Origin of the sequence: Streptomyces sp. CRCS-T-1 (genome assembly GCF_024442335.1) — a bacterium.
GTDB classification, from domain to species: Bacteria; Actinomycetota; Actinomycetes; order Streptomycetales; family Streptomycetaceae; genus Streptomyces; species Streptomyces koelreuteriae.
Genome location: NZ_CP101651.1, coordinates 4,836,254 through 4,855,496, shown reverse-complemented (window position 1 = coordinate 4,855,496; position 19,243 = coordinate 4,836,254). Strand labels below are relative to the sequence as shown.

The window sequence follows — 19,243 nt, the reverse complement described above, 5'->3', positions numbered from 1 at the left end:
GTGGGTTCACTCCCGTTGGGGGTGAGGGGATCTGGCTCGATCAGATTCACACGGGTCGTGACCCTGCGCATGTCGATCACTTACGGAGCGTAGCCCGCTGCTGCTCATCGGCCGCGCCGCCTGCCCCGACGAGGCCCGAGCGCATGCCCGTCAGCCGGTCCGCGAACCTCCGCATCTCGCGCTGCCCCACGGTCCCGATGACCCCGGGCAGGTAGCCGCGCACGCCCTGCATGCCGCGCAGCCACCACTGCCCGTACACATGGCTCGACCGGCTCTCGATCCCGGCCACCAGCCGGTCCACGGCCGGGCCCAGCGGATAGGTCTTGTTGGACGGCCAGGGCAGCCGCTGCCTCAACTCCCGCATGACGTCGTCCTGGTCGGCCCCGCGCACCATGTCGGTGTCGGTCCACGACAGATACCCGACGCCGACCTTCACGCCCCGGTGCCCGACCTCGGCGCGCAGGCTGTGCGCGTACGCCTCCACACCGGACTTGGAGGCGCAGTACGCGGTCATCATCGGGGCCGGGGTGATCGCGGCGAGGGACGCGATCTGGAGCAGATACCCCCGGCTCTCCAGCAGCATCGGCAGGAAGGCGCGGCCGGTCACCGCCGAGCCGATCAGGTTGACCTCGATCACCCGCCGCCAGGACTCCGGGTCGGAGTCGGCGAAGGGACCGCCGGTGGCGACACCGGCGTTGGCGACGACGATGTCGACCCTGCCGAAGCGCTCCTTCACCTCGCTCGCGACCCGGGCCATCGCCTCGTGGTCGGTGACATCGGCGTGCCAGTGGTCGCTGTCGCTGTGCAGCCGCCCGGAGACCTCCTTGAGCGCGTCCGGCTCCAGTCCGACCAGCGCGACCTTCACGCCGCGCGCGGAGAGCTTGCGGGCCAGCAACTCCCCGACGCCGCGCGCCGCCCCGGTCACCACGGCGACCTTCCCCTCGAGGCTGACCCTGCTCATGCGCTCTCCTCGGATACGACGGATTCGGCCTGGATGTGTGCGTGGACGAGTTCCCGTATGCGTTCGCCGACCAGCCCCGGCGCCTCGACGGGCGTCATGTGGCCGACGCCGGGCAGCTCGGTGAGCCCGGCGCACTGCGGCAGCGCGGCGGCCAGGGCCCGGGCCTGCACGGGCGGGGTCAGCCGGTCCGCCGTACCGACGACGACGGCCGTGGGCACCCGCAGCTCACGCACGCCGTGGTCGAGGTCGAGCAGATCCAGCACCTGCGACCAGGAGTGGCGGACCTTGCGGGAGCAGGCGTGCACGATGCGGGCGCAGGCCTCGACCATGTGCGGGGCCGAACCGGCGCCCATCGTCGCGTACTTGAGGATCCGGCGGGCCAGCGGCGTGACGGGCCCGAGCGGCGCCCGGGAGCCGAGGATCCGCCGGGTCAGCCAGGTGCGCGGCCGACCGGCCCGGATCGGTACGACGGTGGAGGCGGCGACCAGCTGCGAACTGCCCGTGCTGCACAGCAGGACGGCGGCCGCGTGCGCCCGGAAACCGGCCCGCTCGGCGGCCGCCATCACGGTCATGCCGCCCATCGAGTGCCCGGCGATCACGGCCTGTTCGCCGGGCGCCAGGGTGGCCTCCAGTACGGCCTCCAGGTCGTCGGCGAGCGCCTCGGCACTGCACGCCGGGCTCGCCGGGCTGCGCCCGTGGCCACGCTGGTCATAGGCGATGACCCGGCGGTCGGTGGCCAGTTCGCGGATCTGCGCCGCCCAGAAGGCGGTGGAGCAGGTCCAGCCGTGGGCGAGGACGACGGCCGGGGCACCGTCGGGGCCGTGGATCTCGACGTGCAGCCGGGCCCCGTCGGCGGACACGGCGGTCAGCTCCCGGGCAGGGGCGGGCGGGGCATAGGGCCCGGAGTCGACGTGCAGCAGCCGGCTCACGCGTCCACCCCGGCCTTCTCGGCTTCCTTCCGCACGGGGACGCGCAGGACGTCGTACTCCGCGAGGTCGACCCGTCGCGTCGCCCTCCGGAACTCGCCTGTGGTGCCGGGCCAGATGGTGGTGTTGCGGCCGCTCGCGTCGAGGTACCAGCTGGTGCAGCCGCCGGTGTTCCACACCGTGCGCTTCATGCGCTCCTGCACCTGGTGGTTCCAGGCGCGTACGGCATCCGGGCGGGCGTCGAGGGCGACCCGGCCGCCGAGGACGTCGAGCTGGCGGACGTAGTCGGCCAGGTAGTTGAGCTGGGACTCGATCATCAGGATCATCGAGGAGTTCCCGAGGCCGGTGTTGGGCCCGATGATCGTCATCCAGTTGGGGAACCCGGCGGCGGAGGCACCGCGCAGGGCCTCCATGCCGCCCTTCCAGGTCTCCGCGAGGGTCCGTCCGTCGGCGCCCACGACCCGGTCGGCGATGGGCATGTCGGTGACGTGGAACCCGGTGCCGAAGACGATCGCGTCGGCCTCGGCCTCTTGGCCGTCGGCGGCGACCAACGTCGATCCGCGCACCTCGGCCAGCCCGCTCGCGACCACGTCCACATTGGGCTGCGCGAGCGCCGGGTAGTAGTCGCTGGACAGCAGGATCCGCTTGCAGCCGATGCGGTAGTCCGGGGTGAGCTTCGCCCGCAGCTCCGGGTCCTTGATGGAGCGGGCCATGTTGCGCCGGGCCATCTCCTCGACGAGACCGAGCTGGCGCGGATGCTTGGTGAACGCCTGCACCTGCAACTCCCGGATGCCCCACAGCAGTCCGCGCCGCAGCTGCGAGGTGAAGGGCAACTGCCGGTGCAGCCACCGCTCGCCGTCGCTGATGTTCCGGTCGATGCGGGGCATGACCCAGGGCGCGGTCCGCTGGAACAGCGTCAGGTGCGAGACGTCGGGCTGGACGGCCGGCACGATCTGGGCGGCCGAGGCCCCGGTCCCCACCATCGCGACGCGCTTGCCGCGCAGGTCGTAGTCGTGGTCCCAGCGGGCCGAGTGGAAGACCTTGCCGGGGAAGGACTCCAGCCCCGGGATCTCCGGCACCTTCGGATCGGACAACGGCCCGGTCGCCGACACCACCAGGTCCGCCGACAGATTCCCACTGGCGGTCTCGATGTCCCAGCACAGCCGCTCGGCGTTCCAGGTCATCCGCTTCACCTCCGAGTCGAAGCGGAGGTGCGGCCGCAGCCGGAACACGTCCGTGACGTGCTCCAGATACGCGCGGATGTGCTCCTGCCCGGAGAAGGTGCGCGGCCAGTCGGGGTTGGGCGCGAAGGAGAACGAGTACAGATGCGAGGGCACATCGCACCGGCACCCCGGGTAGCTGTTGTCCCGCCAGGTGCCGCCGACACTGCTCGCCCGCTCCAGGACGACGAAGTCGGTGACGCCCTCACGGCGCAGCCGCACGGCGGCCCCCAGCCCGCCGAACCCGGACCCGACCACCGCGACCCGTACATGCTCGCGTTCGTGTTCGCGCTCGCCCATGCCGACACCTCCACACACACCACGAGAACCATGCCAGTGAACACTGGCGCAATGGGAGCGTAGGGCAGCGGCGTACTGATGGGTAGGGGGCGGAACGAGGAAGTTACCCGTGGTACGCCTTAAGGTGCCCAGGTGGCCGAGAAGCGTGAATACCGCATGGAAGAGCTGGCCCGCCTGGCCGGGATCACGGTGCGCACCCTGCGTTTCTACCGCGAACGCAAACTGATCCCGCCACCCCGCCGGGAAGGCCGCATCGCCTGGTACGACGACCACCACCTGGCCCGGCTGCGCACCATCACGGCCCTGCTGGAACGCGGCCACACCCTCAGCGGCATCGCGGAACTCGCGGAAGCCTTCGACAACGGCCGGGACGTCGGCGACCTGCTCGGCGTCGGAGGCGCCCCCACCGAAGAAGAGCCGGTCCACCTCACCCCGGAGGAACTCGCCGACCACTTCGGCGGCGAGACCACACCCGAGAACCTCGCCGCCGCGCTGGAACTCGGCTACCTCGCCACCGACGGCGACGAGATCGTCCACATCAGCCGCCGCCTCCTCGACGTCTCCTCGGCCCTGGTCCACGAGGGCATCCCCCTCGCCGACGTCCTCGCCGCAGCCAAACAGGTCCGCACCCACGCCGACGCCCTGGCCGAACTCTTCACGACCCTGGTCCTCCGCCACGCCTCCGCCCAGGACCTGCCCCGCCTGCGCCCGCTGGCGCGGAGCGTGGTGGAGGCGGAACTCTCCTTGGCGCTGGACCGGCGGATGCGCAGGCCCTGAGCCCTACCTCTCGTACACCACGGTCACGGGCGCGTGGTCGGACCACCGCTCCTCGTGCGTGGCGGCCCGCTCCACGAACCCCTTGACGGCCCGCCCGGCGAGCCCGGGCGTGGCGACGTGGTAGTCGATCCTCCATCCCGTGTCGTTGTCGAAGGCCCGCCCCCGATACGACCACCACGAGTACGGCCCCTCGGTGTCCGGGTGCAGCTCCCGCACGACATCGACGTACCCCCCGTCCGCCTCCTGGAAGACCTGGGTGAGCCACTCCCGCTCCTCGGGCAGGAACCCGGAGTTCTTGCGGTTGCCGCGCCAGTTCTTGAGGTCGGCCTCCTGGTGGGCGATGTTCCAGTCGCCGCAGACCAGGACCTCGCGGCCCTCGGCGGCGGCGCGCTCCCTGAGGCCCTTCAGATAGGGGAGGAACTCGCCCATGAAGCGCGTCTTCTCGTCCTGCCGCTCGGTGCCGACCTCGCCGGAGGGCAGATAGAGGGAGGCGACGGTGACGCCCGGCAGGTCGGCCTCCACGTACCGCCCGCTGCCGTCGAACTCCTCCGACCCGAATCCGACCTGGACCCGGTCGGGCTCGCGGCGGCTGTAGAGGGACACCCCGGCCCGCCCCTTGGCGGCGGCCGGCGCGTGTGTCACATGCCACCCCTCGGGCGCCCGCACGGACTCGGGCAGCTGCCCCGGCTCGGCCCGCACCTCCTGCAGGCACAGCACATCGGCGTCAGTCGCCGCCAGCCACTCCACGAAGCCCTTCTTCGCGGCGGCCCGCAGCCCGTTCACATTCACAGAGGTCACAGTCAGCACCCCGGCACGATACCGGCACACTGGACGAGGTCCAGTTCCGGATCGAACACACTCCCGCCCCCTCATGAGCTGACATACGGTACACAGCATGCATATACGCCGGGTCCCCTTCGACCACCCCGACGCCACGAAGCTCAACGACCAGGTCCAGGCCGAATACCACGTCCGCTACGGCGACGGAGGCGACGCCACGACCATGGCCGCCTCGGACTTCGCACCGCCGAACGGCACCTACCTGATCGCGTACGACGAGCACGACTCCCCCATCGCCTCCGGCGGCTGGCGCACCCAGGACGCCAACGACGAGGGCAACCTGGACGGCGACGCCGAGATCAAGCGCATGTACGTGGTCGACGGCATGCGCGGCCGGGGCCTGGCGCGCCGCATCCTGGCCGCCCTGGAGGAGGACGCCCGCGCGGCGGGCCGCACCCGCATGGTCCTGGAGACCGGCACGAAGCAGCCGGAGGCCATAGCCCTCTACACGTCCAGCGGTTACGAGCCGTGCGGGAAGTTCGGCTACTACCGTCACTACGAGTCGAGCCGCTGCTTCGCCAAGAGCCTCTGAAAGCGCCGTGGGCCGACCGGGACCGCACCGCGCGAGCACCTGAAGGCCGCTCTCATGGGGGCGGACCTGTACCGGGGCCCGCGCGGTAGGCGACACGCGCGATCGCCAGTGCGTCAGCCAGGCGGGCGGGGTCGGCCAAGGGGGCGTTCCGGACACCGTACTGCGCGACCTCACCGGCAGAATCTCCGACGATGAGGGCACGCGGAACACGGTAGGGCCAGGGGCGGCCGTACAAGCCGTCGTCGCTGACGACCCATTCCTCGTTGGCCAGTTCGATGACGGCTCCCAGATCTCGTCCGTCGCCGGTGTGCGAAGTGACGGCGAGGCGAAGCAGCGTCACCAGTTCCTCGAAGGGGAGATGCTGCATCCCGGGGCCTCCCGCACCCAGCCCGACGGCGAGGGCGTTGAGCCGTCGGCACAGCCGTCGCGCGTTCTCCCCCGGCCTCCATGGCTCCCAGGCGGACGTCACCGTCGCTCCACTCACCTCGGCCTCCACCCGTACGACGACGGCGTCCCGCGGATCGCGCGCCGGCCGGAAACGTAATCGGGCATCATCGAGACCCGCTGGGCGCACCCGCACTCCGTCAGAGGAGACCGCGCCCGTCTCATGGGCCTGTTCCAAAGCCCGCCGGATCGACGGCTGGTCCCGTCGGCCGGCTGCCGCGGCCAGCGCGGCCTCACGCTCACTGAAGCCCCCGTCGACCGACGCCTGCCCCAGTCGCTGCACTTCCTCCGCCGTCCGGCGTACCTGCTGGTCGACACGGCGCAGCCCTTCGTTGAGCTCGCGAGTCTGCCGCTCCGTCTGTCGCAGCCGTTGCTCGAGCAGGGCGATCGGTACGAGCAGGAGCAAGGTGACGCCGATCTCCAGCAGAAAGCCCGGCACATAGGCCAGACCGTCCATCAGCCAACCGCCGGCCACCATGCCCGCGCCCAGACCTGTGGCCAGCCAGATCATCCAGTGCTGATGGCGCATGTTCCCCCCGCGCTCCCCCAACTCCCCGATCCCTACCTATGCTGACAGTGTGGGGTGGGTCACAGTAGCCCTCCGCCTGCGGGGGAGGCAGGATGTCGCGACCGAACGGCTCCAGCCGTCCCAGGGTGGCTCGCATGCTGAACGAGCGCCCGGCATTCGGCATCCACTCGTTCAAGGACCGAACGGGCGAATTGCAGCGCATTCGTGCGTTGTTCGCCGACCCCCCGGTCCGGATCATCAGCGTGCTGGGACGGCGCGGCATCGGCAAGAGCCTGCTGGCCGTGCGCGCCGCGCGAAGCCTTGCCGAGGGCGCGTGGCCCGGCGGGGAGCGGACTGAACCACCAGACGCGGTCGTCTTCTTCGGCGAGCGGACCACGGGTATCACCTTCGAGCAGATCTTCTTCGACTGTCTGCGTCTGCTCGATCAGCAGGAGGCCGAACGGCTGCACCGCATGTGGGGAAGCCGACGGCGGCCGGCCGACAAGGCATGCGAGCTCTTCGACGCGATGACTCATCTGCAAGTCCTTTTCCTCCTGGACAACTTGGAGGAACTGCTGGACGACGAAGACACCTTCCGGGAGCCGGACCTGACGGAGATGGTGCAAGCACTGCTCAGTCACGAGAGTGCACCCCGTCTGCTGATCACCAGCCAGGTGCCGCTCGCCCTCCCGGCCCGATACTCCCGCGCCGAGCGGCGCATCGTCCTGGACGACGGACTGCCACGTCCCGACTCGATCGCGCTGCTGCGGGAACTGGACGGCGACGGCCTGAGCGGCATCCGGGACGCCGACGACGAACTGCTGGCGGAGACAGCCGGGCGGGTCTACGGCGTACCCAGGGGACTGGAACTCATCGCCGGAGCCCTCCAGGACGACGCCGGTATGCGCTCGCTGCGCGAATGGCTGGGGGACACCGCGGCCATCTCCGGCGTGGTGGACGAACTGGCACAGCGCCGCTACCGCGACCTCAACGAGCACCACAAACTGGTCATGGACGTGCTGGCGGTCTTCGGCACGCCGGTCCCGCTCGCGGCTGTGGAGTGGGCACTCAAGCCCCTGGCGCCCGGAATCCAGGTGGACAGCGCACTTCGGCGGCTGACTCGAGGCTTCCTGGCCAGGGCGAACCGCGAGGACCGCACGTACTCCCTGCTTCCCATGGACACCGATATCGCACGCGCCGACCTCATCAGGCGGGCCCCCCTACTGGCCCGGCGTCTTCACCGTCGCGCCGCGGACTGGCACGCCCGGTCCGCCAAACCCCGGGAGGAGTGGCGGACTCCGCAGGATGTGTCTCCGCAGCGACGGGAGCTGACGCACCGCATGCTGGCCGAGGACTACGACGAGGCGGCTCTGCTCCTCGACCGGTTCGCCGACTTCCTGGTCTGGCAGGGCTCGGCCAGCGCCGTACTGTCGATCTGCACCGGCCTGGCAGGGCAACTGACGCGGCGGCAGGCACGGCTGGCGTATCTGGTCGCTCGAGGGCATGCCCAGTTCGCGATCGGACCGCTGAGCGATTCGATCCAACTGCTCGACGAGGCCGCGTCACTGGCCCGGGCGCCGCAAGACGCGGCCTGCCTGCAACGCATCCTGTTCCTGCTCGGGGACATGGACCGCTTCGAGGGACGCTCCGCGGACGCCGCGCAGCGGCTCAGGCGCTCTGCCGACATCGCCTCCGAACTGGGCATGGTGGAGGAACACGCGCACGCCCTGCTCTGCCTGAGCCTGGCGCACAGTTACGCCGATCGGCCGGATCTCGGCTTGGCGGTAGCTGCGGAATTATCCGAACTGGCCGGCAGAGCGGGCCTGCCCATCGTCCGGGCCCGTGAGGCCAACGCACTGGCCTGCGCCTACGCCACGACGCATGACTGGCCGCTCGTAGCACGCGCGGCCGAAGATTCGATTGCCGCGTATGACGAGTCCGGGATTCCCGAAGCCCTCGGGTTCTCCTGGAACACCCTTGGCATCGCCAGATTGGGCACGGGAGACCTCGTGCCGGCATTGAGCGCGTTCGACACAGGCGTGCAGTGCAGCGCGGAAGTCGGCTGGTCCCTGCCCGAAGCAGTGTGCACCTTCAATCAGGCTTGGGCCCTGTGGCATCTGGGCCGAGCGGCGGAAGCCGAGAGCTCTGCCCGCAGGGCCCTCGCCGCCTACCGGCGCTGTGGTTCCAAGGACGAGGACGCGGCGGCGACCCTGTGTGAGGCCGCGGCAGCCCTCCGGGCCGACAACCCGGCACGCATCGTCCGCGCTCTGGAGCGCCTGGCCGTTCTGGTCGCCGGAAACCCCGATCTGTGTCCGGCGGACTGGTTCCTGGCCGAGGCGGACAGGATGCGAGCCCCCTGAGGCTTCCTCCCTGTGACGATGGGCGGAGACGGCCGAGTCCCTCTTGCGGGTGATGGCAGGTCGACGAGTTTCGAAGTAGTTTCAAAGTCATGCCCACCGAGAACACCGCAGTGAACTTTTCCGAGCTGGTGAACAAGAACAAGCAGACGCTCGCTCGGCTCAAGGAGTCGCCCCGGCTGCTGCTGCACCGCCGGGACGGAGAGGATCTTGTCCTCACCACGGCGGCCCGGGCCGAGCAGGACCAGACGGTGGTGTCCGCCGCCACCCGCATGCTGGCCGCGATGGCAAGACGGGAGCCCGGAAGCATGGAGTTGCTCCTGGACATACTGCCGGACGCCTTCCCCTGGGTTCGTTTCCTGCCCGAGCCAGACGTCCACGCCTTCGCGGTCGAACTGGTCGACACCATGCGCGCCGCCGACTCCGTCGGCAACAACGCGTCCGTCGCACAGATGCTCATCGCCTGGCAGCACACGGCGGAGGCTCACTCGGATCCCGAACTGCTGGCCGCGCTGACCGCGGACCGCTCCGAGGACCACGGTCCGGTGCCGGATCCGCGGGATGTCGCGTGAGCGCGGGTCGCGGCGACCGCGCGGCGCCTCCGGCACCCGATGGCCACTGGGAGGTGCGGTTCGCGGACGCTGCCGCCGCCAAAGGATGGGACTGCCTTGCCCAGCAGGCACGCGAGAACACCTATCGCGCCTGGATCGCGATGCGCACAGACCCCGGACCGGCTGTGGAAACGCCCCGCCATCATCGACTGAAAGGCAGCCTGGCGCACGGCATCCACCGGGGACAGACCTGCGAACAGTGGCAGATCGAGGTGACCGGTGGAGGACGGATCTGGTACCTCCTGGACGCCTTACGGAACACCTGCTGGATCACCTTCGCAGGCACAGGGCACCCACGAGCAACCGACCACCGTTGATCCGAGCGCACTGCGGGGCTTCGACTGGGCGGGCGACTCACTCGCTGTCGAGACGTCAACTCGCTCTGAACTGCCGTACAACACGTCAGAGCCCCGGTCGGGAATCCCGACCGGGGCTCTGAGCTGCGTGGACCTGTGGGGATTTGAACCCCAGACCCCCTCGATGCGAACGAGGTGCGCTACCGGACTGCGCCACAGGCCCTTGCAACGAGTGAAACTCTAGCACCCAGATCGGCCTGCTTGGAAATCCGTTCCCGAGGGACGGTCACCTGCGGGTTCGGGGGCTACTCGTTGGCGGCCCGGGGCCGGTCCCCGTCCTCGTACTGGTCGAACAGCGGCGTGCGGCCGCGCTCCCGGGCCCGCCGTGCGGAGGCCGCGCGGCGGGCGTCGGTGCGCCCGTCGTCGTCGCCCCGCTCCTCGGCGTGGGGCTCCGGCTCGCCGGCGAGGTCGGCGTCGTCCTCGAGGTCCGGGGTGACGGCGCTGGAGCGTGCCGAGCTCCAGGTGTCGGGGGCCCCGAGATCCACGTCACTGGTGGCCCGGGGGGCGACCGGTGCGGTGACGTAGGTCGGCAGGGGCACCGGGACCGGGTCCCAGCTGTCGCCCTGCCCGGGGCGCCGCTGCCGCTCGCGCTGCTGGTCGACCCACTCGGCGTGGTCGGTCTGCTCGACGAGGGCGCGCCGGTCGGCCGCGAGGGCGGACAGGCCGGGGTCGGTCACCGGCTCGGGTCCGTCCTCCGGTTCGTCGGACTCCTCGTCGGCGACGCGCCGGCCGGGCTGGCGCTGCCGCTCCCGCAGCCGCTGGGCCGCGAGCTCGGCCCGGCGGCGGTCCATCTGGTACGTGAAGCGGCGGCGCTCCTGGGTGCGCAGGTACGCGATGTACACGCTGAGCATGACCGCGGGCACGCCGGGCGCCCACAGGAACGCGAGGCCTCCGACCGCGGCGACGATCGCGCCGAGGGTGAAGGCGAGGAACAGCATGGTGGTGGTGCGCCGTCGGCGCGCGAGCACCTTCGAGCGCCGGGCCCGCGCTGCGGCCGCCTGCGCCTGCGGCGAGGGGCGGCGCCGGGCGGCGGGCACACGGCCCTCCCCGCGGGCCGCGGACGCCGCGTTCGATCCGGGTGCCGGGCGGGCCGGCTGCTCCGATCGCGCCGGCTGTTCCTGGGCGGGCGACGGTACGGGTGCCTGGGTCTGGGGACGCGTTTTGGACACGGCGAAGGCCCGGACGTCCACCGAGTCGGTGACGGCATCCGGTTCGTCGGCGCCCTGCTCCCCCTCCTCGGTGGAGCGCGCCCGCAGGTCCTTGGCGTATCGGCGCTCCATCCCCGCCCGGCCGGAAAGCAGCCGGATGGCGGTGCTGAAGCGTTCCGTCGGACGGGCCTCGTTCAGCTCGTCCTGCCTACGGAGCCACATCGGCACCAAGTAGGCGGCCCAGGCCCCGACAATGACTGCGTAGATGAGGCCGCTGCTGCTCACGTCTCACACCGTAGAGGGGTTTGCGTGAGGCCATCTGCCAATTGAGCCGGTGTGTCGCACGATCTGGCTGATATTTCGAACTTTTTTTGTGACCGATGCGATCAGCAGACCGCCCAGGCCGGGAATTCATTGCCCTGAGACGGTCACTGGCCGATCATTTTCGAACACATATTCAATTTCCGGGGTGGTGCCGGATTCCCGGATTACTCTGCGATCGTGCCCGGTGCCAGCGCCGCAGCAACCCGTCCGGCACCTCTTCCGCGGTGAGGGCGAACACGAGGTGGTCGCGCCAGCCCCCGTCGATGTGGAGATAACGGGGCCTGAGCCCCTCCTCCCGGAATCCGAGTTTCTCCACGACCCGGCGGCTGGGCCCGTTCTCGGGGCGAATGCAGACCTCGATGCGGTGCAGTCCGACAGCGCGGAAACAGTGGTCCACGACGAGCGCCACCGCCGTCGGCATCACCCCGCGCCCCGCCACCGACTCGTCCACCCAGTAGCCGATGTGGCCCGAGCACATCGAGCCCCAGGTGATCCCGGCGACCGTCAACTGCCCCACCAGCCGCCCCTGGTACTCGATGACGAAGGGCAGCATCCGGCCCGCGTTCGCCTCCGACCTCAGGTGCCGCACCATCTGGCGGAAGGTCGGGCGGTGCGCGAGCGGCCCGCCGGGCGCGGGCGGCGGAATGGTCGCCTCCCAGGGGCGCAGCCAGTCGCGGTTGCGCCGGTTGACCTCGCGCCATGCCCGCTGGTCGCGCAGCTTTATCGGCCGGAGGACGATGTCGCCGTCCACCAGCTCGACGGGCCAGGATGCGCCGTTCAGCTCGCACCCCCCGTGCCGGGTCTGGGGTGGTCGCCGCCCCGGAGCTGCTCGACGGCGTGGACCAGCAGCGGCTCCAGGACGGCCAGTCCGTCCTTCACACCACCGCTGGAGCCGGGCAGATTGACGATCAGCGTCGCGCCGGCCACTCCGGCCAGGCCCCGGGAGAGCGCCGCGGTCGGCACCTTCTCCCGGCCGTACGCCCGGATGGCCTCGGCGATGCCCGGTACCTCGTGGTCGATCACCCGGCGGGTCGCCTCGGGGGTGCGGTCGGTGGGCGAGATGCCGGTGCCGCCGGTGGTGACGATGACGTCGTAGCCGGTCTCGACACCGGCGCGCAGGGCCGCCTCGACGGGGTCGCCGTCGGGGACGACCTGGGGGCCGTCGACCTCGAAGCCGAAGCCCTTCAGGCCTGCCGAGATCAGCGGGCCGCCCTTGTCCTCGTAGATCCCGGCGGCGGCCCGGTTGGAGGCGGTGACGACGAGGGCGCGATACGTCATGCCCGGCTCCAGTCGCCCGACTTGCCGCCCGTCTTGTCCTCCACCCGTACGTCCGTGATGACCGCTCCCTTGTCGACCGCCTTGACCATGTCGATCACGGTGAGCGCGGCGACGGAGACGGCGGTGAGGGCCTCCATCTCGACCCCGGTGCGGTCCGTGGTCTTCACGGTGGCCAGGATCTCCACGGCGTCGTCCGCGACCGACAGGTCCAGTTTCACACCGGAGACCGCCAAGGGGTGGCAGAGCGGGATCAGGTCGGGGGTGCGTTTGGCGCCCATGATCCCGGCGATCCGCGCGGTCGCGAGGGCGTCGCCCTTGGGGACGCCCTCGCCGCGCAGCAGTTCGATCACGCGGGGCGAGACGAGGACGCGTCCGCTGGCGCGGGCGGTGCGCGCGGTCACGTCCTTCTCCGAGACGTCGACCATGCGGGCGGCGCCGGCGTCGTCGATGTGCGTCAGTCGGTCCTGCGGAGAGGAATCCTGCGTTGGGGGATCCTGCGTGCTCATGCTGTGTGGCGCTCCCGGTCCGGGCCTGCTGTGCGCGACACGGTACCCCCAACCAGCGGCTCTCAGCCGAGCAGGACCACCTCGACCTCGGCGTCCGGCTCGACGGACTCGGTGTCCTCGGGGACGACGATCAGCGCGTCCGCGTGGGCGAGGGCCGCGACCAGATGGGATCCGGCGCCGCCGACCGGGGTGGCCCGGCCGTCGGCGCAGGTGGCCCGCAGGAACTGACGGCGTCCCTTCGGCGAGGTCAGCGCCTTGTCGGTGGCCAGGGTGGCCCGGGTCGTCGCCCGGTGGACGTCCGGCAGGCCCATGAGGGCGCGGATCGCGGGGCGGACGAAGAGTTCGAAGGAGACGTACGACGACACCGGGTTGCCGGGCAGGGCCAGCAGCGGGGTGTGGTCGGGGCCGATGGAGCCGAAGCCCTGGGGCTTGCCGGGCTGCATGGCGAGCTTGCGGAACTCGATGCCGCTGCCCGCCTCGTCCTCGTCGGCCACGTGGGACAGGGCTTCCTTGACGACGTCGTAGGCCCCGACGCTGACACCGCCCGTGGTGACCATCAGGTCAGCGCGCACCAACTGGTCCTCGATGGTGGAGCGCAGGGTCTCGGCGTCGTCGGCGACGGCGCCCACGCGGTAGGCGATGGCTCCGGCGTCCCGGGCGGCGGCGGTGAGGGCGAAGCTGTTGGAGTCGTAGATCTGACCGGTGCGCAGCCTCTCGTCGGGCTGGACGAGTTCGCTGCCGGTGGAGAGCACCACCACGCGCGGGCGCGGGCGGACGCGGACGGTGCCGCGGCCGATCGCGGCGAGCAGGCCGATCTGGGGCGGGCCGAGGATCGTGCCGGCCCGCAGGGCGCGGTCGCCGGCCCTCACGTCGCTGCCCTGTGCGCGCACATGCGCGCGTGCCTCGGCCGGCCGGTACACCCGCACATGGCCCGAGGCACCCTCGGGGCCGAGGCTGCGGGCGCGCATCCCGTGCACCGGGCCCTCGCCGAGCCCTCCGTCGGTCCACTCGACGGGCACGACCGTCTCGGCGCCGGGCGGCAGGGGGGCGCCGGTCATGATGCGGGCGGCCTGGCCGGGGCCCACCTGGAGCAGCTCGGCCTGGCCCGCCGCCACGTCCCCGACGACCTCCAGGGCCGCCGGGAACTTCTCGCTCGCGCCCGCCACGTCCGCGACCCGGACCGCGTAGCCGTCCATGGAGCTGTTGTCGAACGGCGGCAGGGACACCGGCACCGTGATGTCCTCGACCAGGACGCAGCCCTGGGCGTCGAGCAGCTGCAGCTCGATGGGTTCCAGGGGGCGGACGGTGGTGAGGATGTCCTCCAGGTGCTCGTCCACCGACCACAGGTGGTCGGGGCCCGAGTGGTCCTGGACCGGTGTGCGGGGCGCGGCGCTGCTCAACGTGTTACATCTCCTCGGCTACGTAACTGCGAAGCCAGGTCCGGAAGTCCGGGCCCAGGTCTTCACGTTCGCATGCGAGTCGGACAATGGCACGCAGGTAGTCGCCGCGGTCGCCGGTGTCATAGCGGCGGCCCTTGAAGACGACGCCGTGCACCGGGCCGCCGATCTTCTCGTCGGCGGCGAGCTGCTGGAGGGCGTCCGTGAGCTGGATCTCGCCGCCGCGGCCGGGCTCGGTCCGGCGCAGTATGTCGAAGATGTGCGGGTCGAGGACGTAGCGGCCGATGACCGCGTAGTTCGACGGGGCGTCGGACGGGTCGGGCTTCTCGACGAGGCCGCCGACCTTGACGACGTCGCTGTCCTCGGTGGTCTCCACGGCCGCGCAGCCGTAGAGGTGGATCTGCTCGGGGGCGACCTCCATGAGCGCGATGACGCTGCCGCCGCGCTGCTCCTGGACCTCGACCATGCGCTGGAGCAGGGGGTCGCGGGGGTCGATGAGGTCGTCACCGAGGAGGACGGCGAAGGGCTCCTCGCCGACGTGCGGGGCGGCGCACAGGACGGCGTGTCCGAGGCCCTTGGGGTCGCCCTGGCGGACGTAGTGCATGGTCGCGAGGTCGCTGGACTCCTGGACCTTGGCGAGACGGCCGGCGTCGCCCTTCTTCTGAAGCGCCGACTCGAGTTCGTAGTTGCGGTCGAAGTGGTCCTCGAGGGGGCGCTTGTTGCGGCCCGTCACCATGAGGACGTCGTCGAGACCCGCGCCGACGGCCTCCTCGACCACGTACTGGATCGCCGGCTTGTCGACGACCGGCAGCATCTCCTTGGGAGTGGCTTTGGTGGCCGGCAGGAACCGGGTGCCGAGGCCTGCTGCGGGAATGACAGCCTTGCTGATCCGAGGGTGTGCCTGAGTCATGTCCGCCACCATATCCGGTGCCTTTGGGCGGAATCTGCGGCTCCGGTTCATGGACGCTCATATGAGCGTATTAGAACGATACGGGAGCAACCATTGAGTCACATCGGGCGTCCGGGCGAGCCTGACAAGCGGAGTTTGCGGCGAGGGCTCCTCTCGGTGAGGAACAGGTTGACGGCGGATGACCTGCGGGAAACCTCGGCCGCACTGGCCGCGCGGGCGCTGGAGCTGCCGGAGTTGGCGCGGGCCGGCACGGTCGCGGCGTACGTCTCCGTGGGGAGTGAACCGGGGACGCTCGCGCTCCTCGACACGCTGCGCGCCCGGGGCGTGCGCGTCCTTCTTCCGGCCCTGCTGGCCGACAACGATCTGGACTGGGGCGTCTACGAAGGCGAGAGCTCGCTCGCGCGTGTCCGGCACGGCGGCGGCCGGATGGAGCTCTTCGAGCCCTCCGGCGAACGCCTCGGACCGGACGCCGTGACCGCCGCCGACGCCGTCCTGCTGCCGGGCCTCGCGGTCGACACGCGCGGGATGCGGCTCGGGCGTGGCGGCGGCTCGTACGACCGGGTCCTGGCGCGCCTGGAGCGGGCGAGTGCCCGGTCCTCCCTGGTGGTGCTGTTGTACGACTCCGAGGTGATCGAGCACGTCCCGGAGGAGGCGCACGACCGGCCGGTGCACGCGGTGGTGACGCCCTCGGGGGTGCGGCGGTTCAGCCGGCCCGCCGACTGATACCGGCGACGAGAACGGCCCTCCACGCGTGCGTGGAGGGCCGTTCTCGTGGTGCGGGCGTCAGCGGCTCACGGCTTGAGCACCAGCTTGTCGGTCGTGCTGCCCTCGACCGCCTTGTCCGAGAAGGACCACGGCAGCAGCTCGCCCTCGGCCCACTTGTCCGTCTGGTCGACGTAGTGGGCGCTGTAGGCGTGCCCCGACGCGCCGGAGAGGTTGATCCACTTCGACTTGTCGAGGTCGCCGAGGTTCACGACCATCCGCATGGACGGCACCCAGACGACGTTGTAGCCACCGGCGGCGTTCCAGCCGGTCGCGTTGACCGTCGCCTCGCCGCCGCCGAGCTCCCACGGGCCGCGGTTGAGGGCGTACTGGAGGAAACCGGGGCCCTCGGTGCCGAGGGTCTGGTTGTCCAGGAACAGGCGGTGCAGCCGGCCCCAGCTCCAGCTGTCGATGTCCTTGCCGAGCTTGGCGGTCAGCTCCCAGCGGGCGTCGATCATGGCCCGCCTGAACAGCTGGTCGCGGTTGACGGCCTCGGGGCGGGTGCCCGCCTCGGGCGTCTTCCACCAGTCGCTCTTGGGCTGCTCCATCAGCCCCCGGACCACCTCGAACCAGCGGTCGCCGCCGTCGGGCTGCGCCTGGTCGGGGTCGCGCTGGCCGCACTCGCGGACCTCGTCGGCCTCGTCGGCGGGCCCGGTGGTGTTGACCGGCTTGACCCACAGGCACTGGCCCTTGGGCCGCAGCTCCTTGGGCAGCTTGTTGCCGAAGGCGAGCTTGAGGATGTTGCGCCAGACCGCGTTGAAGTAGGCCGCGGCGGCCGAGTCGGCGTCCTGGGTGTAGTCCCAGCCCTCGAGGAGCTTCTGCGCCTCGCGGACGTCCTTGTTCTCGGGGTCGATCTTCAGCAGCGTGGGCACCAGCAGCCGGGCGATCTCGCTGCTGTTGTCGAGCTGCATCTGGCGCATGTCGTCCGTGGAGACCTTGCCGCCGTTCTTGATCTTCGACTCGATCAGGTCGCTTATGCGCTGGCTGCGCGTGCCGTAGCCCCAGTCCTTGGTGAGCGTGTACGGGTACTTGTCCGGGTCGATCGCGGCCTGGTTGGCGGTGACGATGTAGCCGCGCTTGGGCTTGTACTCGTAGGGCAGGGCGTCCTGCTCGATGTAGCCCGTCCAGCGGTACTCGGGGTCCCAGCCGGGCGCGGGGATGGAGCCGTCGTCGCCCTCCGCGCGCGTGGGGATCTTCCCCGGGAGGGTGTAGCCGATGTTGTTCTGGGTGTCGGCGTAGATCAGGTTCTGCGAGGGCACCTCGAACTGCGCGGCGGCCTCGCGGAAGTCGTTCCAGTCCTTCGCCTTGTCCATGGCGAAGACGGCGTCCATGGTGGTGCCCGGCTGGAGCGCGGTCCAGCGCAGCGCGACGCCGTAGCCGTCGCCTCTGTCGGGGGCGGCGGTGTTGACGCCGGCCTTCTTGCCGACCTTCACCAGCTCTTCGTCGCGGTCGGACAGCAGGGGCCCGTTGTTCGTCTCGCGCACGACGATCTTCTTGGTCTCGCCGCCGGCGACCTTGATGGTCTCCTCGCGCGTCTGGAAAGGCTTGATCTTGCCGTCGTACTGGTAGCCGTCGCCGGTGATCTTCTCCAGGTAGAGGTCCGTGACGTCGACGCCGGAGTTGGTCATACCCCAGGCGATGTCCTGGTTGTGACCGATTATCACGCCGGGCATGCCCGCGAAGGTGTAGCCGCTGACGTCGTACTGGCAGGCGCTGGAGACGCTGCGGCAGTGCAGGCCCATCTGGTACCAGACGGAGGGCAGCGAGGGCGACAGGTGCGGGTCGTTGGCCAGCAGCGGCTTGCCGGTGATGGTGTGCTCCCCGGAGACGACCCAGGAGTTGGAGCCGATGCCGTCGCCGTTCACGCCGACCGCCGGCGGGAGGTCGTCCAGGACCTTGGTGAGGCCGGTGAGCTGGCTCTGGAGGCCCTCGGTACCGGAGCTGCCGGAGCTACCTGTGCTGCTTGAGCTGCCAGTGCCGCTCGAGCCGCCGGCGGCGGTGCCCCCGGTGCCGGTGGAGCCGCCGCTCGTGCCCAAGGTGCCGGACGTGCCGCTCGTGCCGCCCTGTTCGAAGGTGCCCGTCAGCTCGTTGTACTGGCCCTCCTGGACGATCGCCTTGTTGCGGCCGGAGGGATACTCCGGGTACAGGTCGGCGATCTGCTTCGGGCCGAGGCGGCTGGTCAGCAGGGCGCGGTCGACCTCGTCCTGCATGTTGCCGCGCAGGTCCCAGGCCATCGCCTTCAGCCAGGAGACCGAGTCGACCGGGGTCCAGTTCTGCGGCTTGTAGTCGTTGGTGAAGCCGAGCGCCGCGTACTCCAGGGAGATGTCCTTGCCGTCCTTGCCCTGGAGGTAGGAGTTGACCCCCTTGGAGTACGCCTGGAGGTACTTCTTCGTGGAGGCCGACAGCTTGGTGTCGTACTCCTTCTCGGCGACCCGGTCCCAGCCGAGCGTGCGCAGGAACTCGTCGTTGTCGACCTGGCTCTTGCCGAACATCTCCGACAGCCGGCCGGAGGCCATGTGGCGGCGTACGTCCATCTCGTAGAACCGGTCCTGCGCCTGGACGTAGCCCTGCGCCATGAACAGGTCCGCGTCGGAGGAGGCGTAGATCTGCGGGATGCCGTAGTTGTCCCGTTTGACCTCGACCGGTCCCGAGAGGCCCTTGAGCGTGAGAGTGCCCTTGGTCTGCGGGAACGAGGCCCGGACGGTGCTGACGGACCAGTACCCCCCGAAGGCCACACCCCCGATGAGGGCCAGCACCAGGACGATCAGGACCAGTCGGGCTTTGCGCCCCTTTCTCCTGCCGGACTTGCCGGGCTGCTGACCCGTGGAGGCGGTGGTGTTGGGGGGCATCGCTGTCCTTGCTGTCCTAACGCGAGCGGCAGGTTCGGCTGTGCTTTTAACTGAGCGCTGGAGCAACGATAGGCGCAGGGCCTTGGGCGCCTTGACGCGGAGTCGGGAACCAGCACGGACGAACGTTCGATCTTGGCCTCGGAAGCGTCAAGAAATCGTCAAGAGTTAGGTAAGGTAACGAAGTAGTTGGCGCGGTGCGCCACAGCTTCATGTGCGATGTACGAGAGCCCACGCGCG

17 protein-coding genes and 1 tRNA gene are annotated in these 19,243 nt (G+C 70.5%); 5 read left to right on the top strand and 13 right to left on the bottom strand.

All coding sequences use genetic code 11. The annotated features are described in order from the left end of the window. Positions 1-76: 76 nt before the first annotated feature. From NNW99_RS22145 to NNW99_RS22135, 3 genes are read right to left on the bottom strand one after another with little or no spacing between them, the layout of a single operon-like run. A complete protein-coding gene (locus tag NNW99_RS22145; RefSeq protein ID WP_215120879.1) occupies positions 77-961 on the bottom strand; it encodes an SDR family oxidoreductase in 885 nt (294 codons plus the stop codon). Next, on the bottom strand, positions 958-1,890 hold the full coding sequence (locus NNW99_RS22140; RefSeq protein WP_215120878.1) for an alpha/beta fold hydrolase: 933 nt from the start codon (positions 1,888-1,890) through the stop codon (positions 958-960). Before NNW99_RS22140 ends, NNW99_RS22145 begins: the two co-directional genes overlap by 4 nt. Then, the gene (locus NNW99_RS22135) at positions 1,887-3,407 is read right to left on the bottom strand and encodes an NAD(P)/FAD-dependent oxidoreductase (RefSeq protein WP_215120877.1); all 1,521 of its coding nucleotides are present in this window, start codon (positions 3,405-3,407) and stop codon (positions 1,887-1,889) included. Before NNW99_RS22135 ends, NNW99_RS22140 begins: the two co-directional genes overlap by 4 nt. Positions 3,408-3,539: 132 nt before the next feature. Here NNW99_RS22135 and NNW99_RS22130 point away from each other — a divergent pair, with 132 nt between their 5' ends. Continuing rightward, entirely contained in the window at positions 3,540-4,184 is a 645-nt protein-coding gene (locus NNW99_RS22130) for a MerR family transcriptional regulator (protein ID WP_215120876.1), read from the top strand. 3 nt (positions 4,185-4,187) lie between these two features. Here NNW99_RS22130 and NNW99_RS22125 read toward each other — a convergent pair whose 3' ends face one another. Then, on the bottom strand, positions 4,188-4,982 hold the full coding sequence (locus NNW99_RS22125) for an exodeoxyribonuclease III (RefSeq protein ID WP_251057904.1): 795 nt from the start codon (positions 4,980-4,982) through the stop codon (positions 4,188-4,190). 97 nt (positions 4,983-5,079) lie between these two features. On the opposite strand from NNW99_RS22125, the gene NNW99_RS22120 reads away from it, so the two are divergent. Further along, entirely contained in the window at positions 5,080-5,556 is a 477-nt protein-coding gene (locus NNW99_RS22120; protein ID WP_215120874.1) for a GNAT family N-acetyltransferase, read from the top strand. Between the two features lie 52 nt (positions 5,557-5,608). Here the strand turns inward: NNW99_RS22120 and NNW99_RS22115 are convergent, their stop codons facing one another. After that, a complete protein-coding gene (locus NNW99_RS22115) occupies positions 5,609-6,529 on the bottom strand; it encodes a hypothetical protein (protein ID WP_215120873.1) in 921 nt (306 codons plus the stop codon). A 134-nt stretch (positions 6,530-6,663) separates the two neighbouring features. Here NNW99_RS22115 and NNW99_RS22110 point away from each other — a divergent pair, with 134 nt between their 5' ends. Both NNW99_RS22110 and NNW99_RS22105 read left to right on the top strand, forming a co-directional pair. Continuing rightward, a complete protein-coding gene (locus NNW99_RS22110; protein WP_215120872.1) occupies positions 6,664-8,868 on the top strand; it encodes a hypothetical protein in 2,205 nt (734 codons plus the stop codon). An 89-nt stretch (positions 8,869-8,957) separates the two neighbouring features. After that, a complete protein-coding gene (locus tag NNW99_RS22105) occupies positions 8,958-9,437 on the top strand; it encodes a hypothetical protein (RefSeq protein ID WP_215120871.1) in 480 nt (159 codons plus the stop codon). A 484-nt stretch (positions 9,438-9,921) separates the two neighbouring features. Here the strand turns inward: NNW99_RS22105 and NNW99_RS22095 are convergent. The 7 genes from NNW99_RS22095 to galU all read right to left on the bottom strand — a co-directional run bounded on the left by NNW99_RS22095 (position 9,922) and on the right by galU (position 15,395). Next, positions 9,922-9,995, bottom strand: a tRNA-Ala gene (locus tag NNW99_RS22095). An 82-nt stretch (positions 9,996-10,077) separates the two neighbouring features. Then, positions 10,078-11,265: a gephyrin-like molybdotransferase receptor GlpR gene (glpR, locus tag NNW99_RS22090; protein WP_215120870.1), complete on the bottom strand. Its 1,188-nt coding sequence runs from the start codon at positions 11,263-11,265 to the stop codon at positions 10,078-10,080. 172 nt (positions 11,266-11,437) lie between these two features. Further along, the gene (locus NNW99_RS22085) at positions 11,438-12,058 is read right to left on the bottom strand and encodes a GNAT family N-acetyltransferase (RefSeq protein ID WP_251058123.1); all 621 of its coding nucleotides are present in this window, start codon (positions 12,056-12,058) and stop codon (positions 11,438-11,440) included. Between the two features lie 23 nt (positions 12,059-12,081). After that, positions 12,082-12,582 (bottom strand): molybdenum cofactor biosynthesis protein B, encoded by a 501-nt coding sequence (locus tag NNW99_RS22080; protein WP_215120869.1) that lies wholly within the window; start codon positions 12,580-12,582, stop codon positions 12,082-12,084. Next, positions 12,579-13,088: a cyclic pyranopterin monophosphate synthase MoaC gene (gene moaC / locus NNW99_RS22075; protein ID WP_215120868.1), complete on the bottom strand. Its 510-nt coding sequence runs from the start codon at positions 13,086-13,088 to the stop codon at positions 12,579-12,581. Before moaC ends, NNW99_RS22080 begins: the two co-directional genes overlap by 4 nt. A gap of 62 nt (positions 13,089-13,150) precedes the next feature. Beyond that, complete coding sequence (gene glp, locus NNW99_RS22070) at positions 13,151-14,488, bottom strand: gephyrin-like molybdotransferase Glp (protein WP_215120867.1); 1,338 nt, start codon at positions 14,486-14,488, stop codon at positions 13,151-13,153. A 4-nt stretch (positions 14,489-14,492) separates the two neighbouring features. Next, positions 14,493-15,395 (bottom strand): UTP--glucose-1-phosphate uridylyltransferase GalU, encoded by a 903-nt coding sequence (gene galU / locus NNW99_RS22065; protein ID WP_215120866.1) that lies wholly within the window; start codon positions 15,393-15,395, stop codon positions 14,493-14,495. Positions 15,396-15,488: 93 nt separating this feature from the next. Between galU and NNW99_RS22060 the strand changes: the two genes are divergently transcribed. Then, positions 15,489-16,118: a 5-formyltetrahydrofolate cyclo-ligase gene (locus tag NNW99_RS22060; RefSeq protein WP_215120865.1), complete on the top strand. Its 630-nt coding sequence runs from the start codon at positions 15,489-15,491 to the stop codon at positions 16,116-16,118. Positions 16,119-16,186: 68 nt separating this feature from the next. Here NNW99_RS22060 and NNW99_RS22055 read toward each other — a convergent pair whose 3' ends face one another. Then, positions 16,187-19,006, bottom strand: coding sequence for a penicillin acylase family protein (locus NNW99_RS22055; RefSeq protein WP_215120864.1), 2,820 nt, complete (start codon positions 19,004-19,006; stop codon positions 16,187-16,189). Positions 19,007-19,243: the final 237 nt, after the last annotated feature.